Origin of the sequence: Streptomyces sp. HSW2009 (assembly GCF_040240285.1) — a bacterium.
Taxonomy (GTDB): domain Bacteria; phylum Actinomycetota; class Actinomycetes; order Streptomycetales; family Streptomycetaceae; genus Streptomyces.
In genome coordinates, this window is record NZ_JBEHZD010000254.1 from 1 (window position 1) to 10,815 (window position 10,815).

5 protein-coding genes and 2 pseudogenes are annotated in these 10,815 nt (G+C 76.0%); 4 read left to right on the forward strand and 3 right to left on the reverse strand.

All coding sequences use genetic code 11. The features are described from left to right. A pseudogene (locus tag AAHZ94_RS19230) lies at positions 1–663 on the reverse strand (apolipoprotein N-acyltransferase); the annotation flags it as partial. Between the two features lie 862 nt (positions 664–1,525). Beyond that, positions 1,526–2,836: pseudogene (locus AAHZ94_RS19235) on the reverse strand (amidohydrolase); the annotation flags it as partial. Between the two features lie 716 nt (positions 2,837–3,552). On the opposite strand from AAHZ94_RS19235, the gene AAHZ94_RS19240 reads away from it, so the two are divergent. After that, positions 3,553–5,976, forward strand: coding sequence for an ATP-binding protein (locus tag AAHZ94_RS19240; protein ID WP_349994203.1), 2,424 nt, complete (start codon positions 3,553–3,555; stop codon positions 5,974–5,976). A gap of 43 nt (positions 5,977–6,019) precedes the next feature. After that, positions 6,020–6,472: a hypothetical protein gene (locus AAHZ94_RS19245; RefSeq protein WP_349994204.1), complete on the forward strand. Its 453-nt coding sequence runs from the start codon at positions 6,020–6,022 to the stop codon at positions 6,470–6,472. Between the two features lie 167 nt (positions 6,473–6,639). Here the strand turns inward: AAHZ94_RS19245 and AAHZ94_RS19250 are convergent, their stop codons facing one another. Next, entirely contained in the window at positions 6,640–7,701 is a 1,062-nt protein-coding gene (locus tag AAHZ94_RS19250; RefSeq protein ID WP_349994205.1) for a polyprenyl synthetase family protein, read from the reverse strand. 626 nt (positions 7,702–8,327) lie between these two features. Here AAHZ94_RS19250 and AAHZ94_RS19255 point away from each other — a divergent pair. Both AAHZ94_RS19255 and AAHZ94_RS19260 read left to right on the forward strand, forming a co-directional pair. Next, entirely contained in the window at positions 8,328–9,542 is a 1,215-nt protein-coding gene (locus tag AAHZ94_RS19255; RefSeq protein ID WP_349994206.1) for a DegT/DnrJ/EryC1/StrS family aminotransferase, read from the forward strand. Further along, positions 9,542–10,690: a DegT/DnrJ/EryC1/StrS family aminotransferase gene (locus tag AAHZ94_RS19260; RefSeq protein WP_349994207.1), complete on the forward strand. Its 1,149-nt coding sequence runs from the start codon at positions 9,542–9,544 to the stop codon at positions 10,688–10,690. The genes AAHZ94_RS19255 and AAHZ94_RS19260 overlap by 1 nt, the downstream gene beginning before the upstream one ends. The last annotated feature ends 125 nt before the right edge of the window (positions 10,691–10,815 follow it).

Here is a 10,815-nt window from a genome sequence, read left to right on the forward strand (position 1 = left end):
GGCGAACGCGAGCTGGGCGCCGGCCCGCGCTACCGCGAAGGTCACCAGCGGCGCGCCGCCGAGCGCGGCGAGCGGGGTGAAGGGCGAGCCGGTGTTGGCGAACGCCAGCCGGCCCCACGGGAACCCGCCGAACGGCACCCGGTCCCTGGCCCACTCCTCGGCCACCCACAGGCAGGCCGCCCACAGCGGCCAGGCCGGCAGCCGGGAGGTGCGGGCCAGCGCGGCGCCGAACGGGATGAAGAACAGCGATTCGGCGATCGAGAGGCCGACCACCGCGTCCCAGCCGACCACGTGCAGCCACTTGAGCAGCAGCACGAAGAACGGCAGGGCGAACGCGAACCCCGTCCAGGCCCCCTGTCTGGCCGTCCGCCCCCAGGTGAGCAGGGAGAGCGCCGCGACGGACAGCAGCGACAGGGGCCACAGGTCGTACGGCGGGAAGGCCAGTGCGAGGGCGAGGCCGCTGGCCACGGCGAGGCCGGTGCGCCGGGCCTCGCGGCGGGCGAGCACGGCCAGCCGCTGGCGCCGGGTGACCCGTGGCGCTGGCGTCGCGCTCGGGGCGGGCGTGCCGGGGGCGGCCGGCGACCCGGCCGGTCTGTCGACCGAGGAGTCGGCCGCCTGACCGCTGGCGGTGGCTCCAGCGGAGGTGTCGGAACCGGGGTGCAACGTCGCGGCCTTCCTTGCAGGTCGAGCGGTGGTGAAGTGACGGTATACCGCGGTGGGCCGGACGTGGCCCGCTGGGTGCGTAACGGGTACCGGCCGACGAACGTGCCCGCCCCCTGCGGGGGGGCAGGGGCCAGCGGGCTGGCGGCGGGCAGCAGGTCGTACGGGAGCGGTGCCGGCCAGGGCGGTCGGGGATGTGGGCCGGCCGGCAGACAAGCGCGCTGGCGCCCCGCGCGTCGATACGGGGCGGCGTACTGGTGCGGGCACACGCCGCAGGGCAGCGCGCCCGTACGCCAGCACAGCAGACCGGCGGAGCCCCCGTGCGCCAGCTCAACAGACCGGCGGGACGCCCGTACCCCAGCGCATCAGCACGACGCGTACCGATGCGGAACCGCATGAGTATGAGGCGCAGCAGCGAGAACGCAGGGATGGCGCGCGGGTGTGCCGGTGTGGGTGTGCCGGTGCGGGTAGGGGCCCGTCGCCCTTCGGGCCGACCTGGGGCCCGCTGGCTGCGGGTCGACCGAAAGCCGTTGTCTACTGAACGTCCGGGCCCCACCCGGGTCGCACCTGCCGGCCCGGTGGACTCCTCCCCCGCCCCCGTGCGCTGGACCTGGCTCCCAGTGGGTGGCGAACCGATACGGCTCACCGCCCCATGGCCCAGCGGCGCTCGACGACTGCGTGGAGAATCCATCCCTGGTCGGACGTCCTGTGGTGGACTCGGCCGAAACTACCCGCCGTCTCCCGCACCCTGTCAACAGCCGTGCTACCTGCGGCGTTGCGTCAAATCAGCAGGTCAGTACGGAGGGAAGGAACGTTCCTCGACAGGCCGATCGGGCATCGTTCGGCGGTACGCGGCGGGTGCGGATCACTCGTTCGGACGCTCGTAGACGGTGCGTCCGCCGACCATCGTGCGGACGCACACCGGAAGCGGCAGTCCCGGCGTCAGGTCGGGCAGGCCCGGGGTGCCCGAGCGCGGGTCGGTCGACCAGCCGGCGACGCGCTCGTCGGGCACCTGGACCACCAGGTCGCCGGCGGTCCAGACGGCCAGGTCGGCCGGGGCGCCCGGCACCAGGGTGCCCGCGTCGTCCCGCCGGGCGGCCCGCCAGCCGCCCCGGGTGTGCGCGGTGAACGCGGCCCGCGCCGAGATCCGGTGCTCGGGCGTGCGGTGGAAGGCCGCGGCCCGTACGGTGCCCCACGGGTCGAACGGCGTGACGGGGCTGTCCGAGCCGAGGGCCAGCGGGACGCCGGCGCGCAGCAGGGCGGCGTACGGGTTCAGGGTGCGGGCGCGTTCGGCGCCCAGCCGCTGGACGTACATGCCCTCGTCGCCGCCCCAGGCCGCGTCGAAGGCGGGCTGCACGGAGGCGGTGAGTCCGAGTTCGGCGAAGGCGGCGATCGTCTCGGGGGTGAGCATCTCGGCGTGCTCCACCCGGTGCCTGGCGGCGCGGACGCGGGCCAGCCCGACCTTGTCGGCCGCGGCGCGCACACCGGCCACCACGGCCGCCACGGCCGCGTCCCCGATGGCGTGGAACCCGGCCTGCAACCCGGCCTCGGTGCACAGGGCCACGTGCGTGGCGATGGCGCCCTGGTCCAGGTACTGGGTGCCGGTGGACGCGGCGTCCGCGTACGGGGCGTGCAGGCAGGCCGTGTGGGAGCCGAGCGCACCGTCGACGAACAGGTCACCCGCGGCCCCGACGGCTCCCAGTTCGCGCACCTTGGCCAGGTCGCCCGCGCTGCTCGCGGCCTCGGCCCAGTAGCCGAAGACGCGCGGGCCGGCTTCCTCGCCGGCCAGCCGCAGCAGGTCGGTCAGGTCGCCCTCGCTGGAGATGTCGGGCCCCGCGCACTCGTGGAGGGTGCCGATGCCGAGCGTGACCGCGTGGCGCAGGGCAGCCCGCTGTGCATCGGCCCGCTGGGCGTCGGTCACGTTCGCGAACGCGGCGGCGCGGACCGCGTGGTGGGCGTCGGCGGTGAGCGGGCCGTCCGGCTGGTAGCCGGCGCGTCCGGCGATGTCGCCGACCTGGTCGAGCAGGGCGCTGGTGACGACCGCGGAGTGCACGTCGACGCGGGTCAGATAGAGCGGCCTGCCGCCGGTGGCCCGGTCGAGTTCGGCGCGGGAGGGGGCACGGCCCTCGGGCCAGCGGGAGGCGTCCCAGCCGTGGCCGAGCAGCACGGCCCCCCCCCGGGGGGGGGCGGCGGGGGGGGGGGCCCCCGGCCCCCCCGGGCCCCCCCCCCCGGCCCCCGCCCCCGGCCGCCCTTCCGACCACTTCTCGCCCGCGCCCGGCGCGTTCCCAACCACCTTCCCGGCCCTCCCCGGCGCCCTCCGGCCGCCTTCTCCGCCGTCCTTGCGGAAGACCTGATTCCCAGCCAAGGCGGCCGGGCCGTGGGGCTTTTCGCCTACCACCCGACCCGTGGGGGGGGGGGGGCCCGCCCCCCGCGGGGCGCGGGCGGGGGGGGGGCGCCGCGCCCCCCGGCCCGCCGCCCCCCCTCCCCCCCCCCCAGGCGGGCGGGGCGGGGGGGCTTTCCGCCCCCCCCCCCCCCCCGCGCCGCCCCGGCCCGGGCGGGGGGCGCGGGGGGCCCGTCGTGCCACCGGGCCGCGGCCTGCCGCACGGCCCGTAGACCGCGCCCTGCACCGGCGCTGAGCAGGGCGAACGCCCTGACCCACCCCCCGGTTCACGGACATCCAACGGGGCCTTGTAGGGTGCCGGCAGCACCGTTGTTGATGACCAATGCTGGTGGACCGTCTGAGGTTCAGAGAAACCACGAGCAAATCGGGCGTGACGCGAAAAGGCGCTTCTACCTGCGCGTTTCACGACCCTTGACCGGTCTTTTGCCGCCTCCTGCGACCGTTGGCGTATCAGCGTGGAAGTTCCCGCGGGCCCCAACGGAAGGAGCCGCATGGTGCAGGCAGGCACTCACGCGCAGCAGGACGGCTTCACCCCGGAACCGGCGACGGCCGGCTCCACCCGACGACCGCTGTCTCCCCTGGTGGGCCGGGACGAGGAGATGGCCAGGCTCAGAGCCCAACTGCTGGCCCGAGAGGCCCAGGTGCTCACCCTCACCGGCCCCTCCGGCGTCGGCAAGACCCGACTCGCGACCGAACTCTGGGACGATGTGATCGGCGCGTTCCGGGACGGCGGATGCTACCTGGACCTGGCAGACCGGCAGGACCCGGCCGGCGCGGTGCGGGCCGCGCTCGGCGACGGGCCCACCCCCCTGGGCCACCCCACCGGCGAAGCCTCCGACCACGCCGCCGATCATCCCACCGGCCCCCCGCTCGACCTCGATTTCCTGCTCGTGCTCGACTGCGGCTCCCGGCCTCCTCAGGAGGTGAGCGCGCTGGTCGCGGAGTTCGCCGGACGGGCGCCGCGACTGTCCGTACTGACCGTCGCGACCCAGGTGCTCGGCGTCTACGGCGAGCGGCGCATCCAACTCGCCCCGCTGACCGTGCCGGGCGCGGCGGGGTGCACGGGGCCGCTGGCCGACGTCGCCTCGGTACGGCTGCTGGTGCAGCGCACGCGCGCGGTGCGGCCCGGCTTCAAGCTCACCGAGGAGAACCGGGACGCCATCGCCCAACTCTGCGTCCGTCTCGACGGGTTGCCCCTCGCCCTCGAACTGGCCGCGGCCCGGCTGAAGGTGTCATCGCCGCGGGCCCTGTTGGAGGAACTGGACCGTTCGTGCAGCGCGCGGCGCGGCACCGCGGCCGACACCATGTCGCGTCACCTGAGCATCTTCGACGCGGTGCAGCACAGTTGGGCCGTGCTCGACCCGCGGCGCCGGGCCCTGCTCACCCGGCTGGCCGTCTTCGCCTCGCCCTTCGACGGGGCCGAGGCGGGCGAGGTGCTGGGCCTGACCGTGCACGAGGCGCGCGCGGCGCTCGAAGAGTTCGTCGACCGCAGCCTGCTGCTCCCGCAGGAGCAGCCGGACGGCAGCATCAGGTTCCGCCTGCTGCGCACCTCGCGCGCGTACGCGTGGGAACAGCTCGCCGACGAGGACGGCCTGGAGCCGATCAGGAACCGGCACGCCGCGCACGTACTGCGCCGGGCCCGGGCCGCGGCGGCCCAGTTGGGTGGCGCCGGGCAGGCGGCGGCGCTGACCGGGCTCGGTCACACCCACCGCGACACGTTGGCGGCGCTCGACCACCTCGTGCACGTCGGGGACGGCGACAAGGCGGGCGAGCTCGCGACCGCCTCGTTGCCGTACTGGCTGGTGCGCGGCGAGGCGCGGGAGGCCACCGTACGGCTGACCGCGGCGCGGGCGGCCGGCGTGACGTCGACCCGGGGGCGGGCCAGGCTCGCGGCGGCGCTCGGCGAGGCACAGCTCCTGGCCGGCCGGTACGCGCAGGCGGGCGCGGAGTTGCGGGCCGCGCTGGCGCAGCACGCCGCGGACGGCGATCTGGTGGCCGCGGTCGACGTCCAGGAGGTGTTGGCCCGCCTCGCCCATGCGGAAGGTGATCTGGAAGGCGCCAAGGCCCTCCTTGACGACGTTGTCAAGCGGTGTCGGGAGTTGGGCCACGAGCCCGGTCTCGCCTCGGCCACCGGCCGGCTCGCGGAGGTCCACCGGGACCTGGGCGACCTGCCGGCGGCGGCGCGCTACGGGCAGGAGGCGGTCCGCCGCTTCGACGACCTGCGGGACGCGCGCCGGGCAGCGCTCGGCAGGCTGGTGCTCGCCGGGGTGGCGGCCGACGGCGAGGTGCCGGCGGACGCGGAACAGACGGTCAGGACGGCGCGGGCGGCGCTGTCGTTCCTGTACGGGATCGGCGACCGGCCGGCGCTCTCCTACGCGCTGTACGTCACCGCCGACCTGCTGGTCCGCCGGCACGGCAGGGCCACCGGCGCCTGGGAGCGGGCTGCCCAACTGCTTTCTGCGGCACGTTCGTTGGAGAAGGCGCACGGCGGGCTTCCGGTGCAGTTGCCGGCCGCGGCCCGGCAGGACCTGCTCACCCAGGCCGGTCAGCGGCTCGGCGAGACGGCCTTCGACGAGCACAGCCGGGCCGGCGCACGGCTGACCGCGTACGAGGCGGTGACGCTCGCCACGACCCCGCTCACCCCGCCACCGGCGGCCCCCCAGGCGCCGCCCGCAGCGGACACCCTCACCCGCCGCGAACAGGAGGTGGCGGCGCTGGTCGCGGAGGGGCTGACCAACCGCGAGGTGGCCCGGCGCCTTGGCACCGCGGAGTGGACGGCTGTGAACATCCTGCGCAAGGTGATGCGCAAGTTGGACTGTACGTCCCGGGTCCAGGTCGCCAACCGCGTGCTCAGCGCCCGCGCCGCGGCCGACAGCGAACTCGGCGGCCCCGGCGGGCTGCCCCGCGTGGTGTAGCGGCGACACGCGCGCGTCCGGGGGCCTGCCGGCCCGGTGGCCGGTGACGACGCGCGCCGCCGGTGCGGGCAGTGGGGAGAAGTGGTTCGAGAGTAGGGGGGGGGGGGGGGGGGGGGGGCCGGCCCCCCCCCCCCCCCGCCGCCCGGCCGGCGGGGGGGGGCGGGGGGGGGGGGGGGGGCCCGCCCCCCCCGGGGGGGGGGGGGGGGGGGGGGGGGGCGGGGGGGGCGGGGGGGGGGGGGGCGGGCGGGCCCCCCCCCCCCCCCCCCCCCCGTCTGCACGGGCTGCCCGGCGCCGGCCCTTGTCCGTGCGAACCCCTCACCGATCCGGCGCCCCACCAGCGCGGGCCCGTACCAGCACGGCCCGAACCGAGGCGGCCCCGGCCCGCGCCACTGCGACCAGCGCCGAGGCGCCCCGCCGGCCGGGGCCCTACTACCGGCCCCGCCGTACCGTGGCCGGCGCAGCGCCGCACAGTCCCCAACCCGTAGGCCCTGGCTGACCCGCACGGCCGCAACCAGCGCAGCCCTCGGCCCAAGCACCACCGCCGGCCCGCACCACTGCGACCAGCGCCAGGCACAACCACCAACCCCGACGTACCGCAGCCGCCGTCAAACGGCCACGGCAGAGGCCGGGCCGGCACCGGGCCAGGGCCGGCCCCCCGGTGCGCTACTTGTCGCGGTAGGCGACGGCGACCGCCATGCCCGTCAACTCCTCGCGCCACTCCTGGGGCAGCGGGCCGGCCGTCAGCGCCTCGCGGGCCCGGGTCACCAGCGTGTCGATGCGCCGCTCCACCTCGGCGCGTACGTCGATGGCCGCCAACTCCTCGCGCAGCGCCGCCTCGCCGCCGGCGCCCGCGGCGACCAGGTCCCGCACCCGGTCACTGCGCCGCACGGCCAGGCTCATCAGCAGCGTCATCTTGTTGTTCTCGGCGTCGGCCCGCACCGGCTTGCCCGCCACGGCGGCGTCGCCGAAGGCGTCGATCAGGTCGTCCCGCAGTTGGAACGCCTCGCCGAGCGCCGTGCCGTACGCCTCGAACGTGGCGGCCAGGGCGGTGTCCCCGGTGATCGCCGCGCCCAGTTCGAGCGGGCGGCGGATGCTGTAGCGGCCGGACTTGGCGTTGGCGATGTACTCCGAGAGCCGGGTGTCGGCGACGCCCTCGGCGGCCACCGCCACGTCCAGGTGCTGGCCGACGATCATCTCGGTGACCAGATCGCCCCAGACCCGCCGGGCCGCTGCGGGCAGTTCCTGGGCGAGCCGCATCGCGTACGAGAGCGCCAGGTCGCCGGCGAGCACCGCGACGCCCTCGCCGTACCTGCGGGGCTCGCCGCGCCAGCCGCCCGAACGGTGCTCATCGATGGCGCGCACATGGGTGGTGGGTTCGCCGCGGCGCAGCGGCGAGTCGTCGATGACGTCGTCGTGGATGAGGGCGAAGGCGTGCAGCAGCTCGACGGCAGCCGCTGCCTCCACCACCCGGGTGTCGGCCGCGGCGCCGCCGGCGGCGAGGAAGCCGGCCGCGCAGAAGGCGGGGCGCAGTCGTTTGCCGCCGGCGCCGACCAGTTGCGCGACGCTGTCGACGGGGGCTGCTGCGCGGCCGTCCACGCCGGCCCACAGCGTGTGTTCGGCGGCGAGAAGGGCGTCCAGGCGGGTTTCCGTACGGGCGAGAATCGCGGCCCTGGCCTGTGCGCCGTGGCCGGTGGTGGCCACGGGTGCCATCGGTGACACGGTCATGTGTGCGGTTCCTCTCTGCGATCACCGGTATGGCCGACCGGCGGCACGCGACGCGCACGGGGCGGGGCGACGTGTCCTCCGGACGCCTCGAACTTCGGGGCGGTGGACGGTGGGCGGAGCGCGCGGGGCACGCGGGTTGCGCGGGGCTCGGTGGCGGGCGGCGCCGGCGCGGGTGCGCGCGTAGGCACCCGGCCCGGCCGGGGCGTCAGCGACGGCCGTGCCGCCCCGCTCGTACCGCCCGTGCGGCGGTCGGGCAAGGGCTCGCGACATCGATCACGGTGGGCACAGGACCTCGATTCCGGTGCGCTGGCCGCCGGCCGACAACGTCGTCGGAATCCGCTGGCCCGGCAAATCTGATTCCGCTTCGCGCGCCCATATTCGAAAGCCCCCCGGCCTGGAAGTTGGAACGTTATCCCCGTCCACCATCACGGTGGACAACTCCCCGGTCAAGACGGCCTCTCCGGACAACAAATGAGGGGTCGAAAATCCACAGAACTCTGTCTGAGGGCGTCAACCGAGGCACCGAATCTGCCATGTGATTGTCTGCGGATTGCTATCCCTGACTACTCGCCCGGCCGCCTATTTTCGAATGTGGGTACTACGAATGGAGAGACATGGGCAGGAGAGTGACGGAAAGCATTCCCGACGGCCCCGGGACCACGGCACCGGCCGAAGTCCCGTTCTTCACCCAGGCAGCCTCGTTCGAGCGGCTGTGGCCGTCCGTGCGCCGTCAGATCGAGGACGTGCTCGACTCCGGGGTCTATTCGAACGGTCCCAAGGCCGCCGAGCTTGAGGCCGCGCTGCGCGCCTACACCGGTGCCCGGCACGCCATCGCGGTGAGCTGCGGAACGGACGCCCTGGTGCTCCTGCTGCGCGCGGCCGGCGTCACGGCCGGTGACGAGGTGGTGGTGCCGGCGTTCGGGAGCGTCGCCGCGGCGACGGCCGTGGCGCTGGTCGGGGCCCGTCCGGTCTTCGCCGACGTCGACCCCGTCAGCTACGGCATCGACCCCACCTCGGCCGAGAAGGTCATCACCGCACGCACCAAGGCCCTGCTGCCGGCCCATCTGTTCTGCCAGCCTGCCGACCTGGCCGAGGTGATGGACCTGGCCGCCCGGCACGGACTGCTGGTCATCGAGGACGGCGCCGGCGGACTCGGGATGCGCTGGGGCGGCGTGCACACCGGGCTGGTTGGTGCGGGTGGCGCGTTTTCGCTCTCCACCACGATGCCGCTGGGCGCGCTCGGTGACGCCGGTCTCGTCCTCACCCACGACGATGCGCTCGCCACCCGGGTGCGCGCCCTGCGCGCCCACGGCCGCACCGCTCCCCCACCTGGCCCGAGCCGCGCCGTGGCCGCCGCCGAGGTGGCGAGGCAGGGCGCGCTGCTGGGCGGCAACGCCAAGATGGACGACGTACAGGCAGCGGTGTTGCTCGCCAGGTCGACCCGGCTCGCGGACGACGTCGCGCGCCGTGCCGAGTTGGCCGAGGCGTACGCGCCGGGCCTGCGCGGGGCGCCGGTGGTGCGCCGGCTCCCGGCGGTGGTGCAGGGCGCCCGGGCCCGCGTCGATCCGGTGTTCGCGGTGTACGCGGTGGCCGTCGACGAGCGGGACGCGCTCGTACGCCATCTGCACCGCTCCGGTGTCAGCGCCCGGCCCTGCCATCCGCACCCGCTCCACCTCCAGCCCTGCTTCGCGGACCACGGCCACCGGGCGGGCGACTTCCCGAGCGCCGAGGAGGCGGCCCGCGAGCTGGTCGCGCTGCCCCTCTACCCCGATCTGACGCCGGGACAGGTAGCCCGGGTGTGTGCCGCCGTCCGTTCCTTCGTCCCGGAAGGTGCCGTGTGATGAGTGTGGTGGACTCGGTCCCGGCGGTGGCCGCGGCCCCGGTGCCGTACGCCGGTTCGCTGCTCGACCCCGAGGCACGGGCCCTGCTGCTCGGGGCCGTGTACGAGGTGGGCACCGACCCCGAGCAGGCCACGGTGCTCGGCCGCCGCACCGCCGAGTGGGAGCGGCAGGTGGGGCTGCGGTCCGGCGCCGGTCACGTGATCGCCTGTGCGAGCGGCACGTCGGCGCTCTGTCTGGCGTTGCGCGCCTGTCGGATCGGCCCGGGCGACGAGGTGATCGTGCCCGCCTTCGGCGCGGAGCCGCTGGCCTCTACGGTGCTCACGGTGGGCGCCGTGCCGGTCTTCGCCGACGTGCACCCGGCCACCATGGTCATGGACGTGGCGGACGCGGCGCGCCGGTTGACCGGCCGCACCCGGGCCGTCGTCCCGGCCCACACCTTCACGTCCCTGGCCGACATGCGGGGCGTGCGGCAACTCGCGGACGCGCACGGGCTCACCGTCATCGAGGACGCGGCCGTCGCCCAGGAGGCGACCTTGGCCGGGCGCGCCGCCGGCACCTGGGGCGATGTCGGGCTGTACTCGTTCTTTCCTGCCAAGCCCTTCGGCATGCCGGGCGAGGGCGCGGCGGTCCTGACCGACGACGCGGAACTGGCGGACACAGTAAGGCTGTTGCGCCGCCACGGCCAGGCCGAGGCGCACGGCCCGGTCCACCACCAGGTGGGGTACGACAGCGGTTTCGACGAGGTCCAGGCGGCCTACCAACTGGCACGGCTCGCCACCCAGGACGCCAGGATCGCGCGCCGGGCGCAGATCAGCACGTACTACAGCGAGCGGTTCGCCCCGCTGCGCGAGCGCGGGCTCGGTGCGCCCGCGCCGGGCGACGAGCGGTGCCACTACGTGTACGCCGTACGGACCGGGCGGCGCGATGCGTTGGCGCGTCACCTCGCCTCCCGCGGGGTCGGCACCCGGGTCTACTATCCGCTGCCGCTGCCCCGCCTGCCCGCGTTCGCGCCGTACGCACCCGCGGGCGCGCGGTGGCCGGGGGCCGAGCGGGCCAGCGCCACGCATGTGGCGCTGCCGCTGCATCCCGGGCTCACGGAGTCCCAGGTGCGGCGCAGCGCCGGGGCCGTGTGCGAGTTCTTCGACTGATCGGGGCCGGCGGGCGGGCCGCCGGCCTGCGCCCGCCCCGCGCGCGGGGGGGGGGGGCGGGGGCGCGGGCGCCCCCCCCCCCCCCCCCCGCCCCCCCCCCCCCCCCCCCCCCCCCCCCCCCCGCC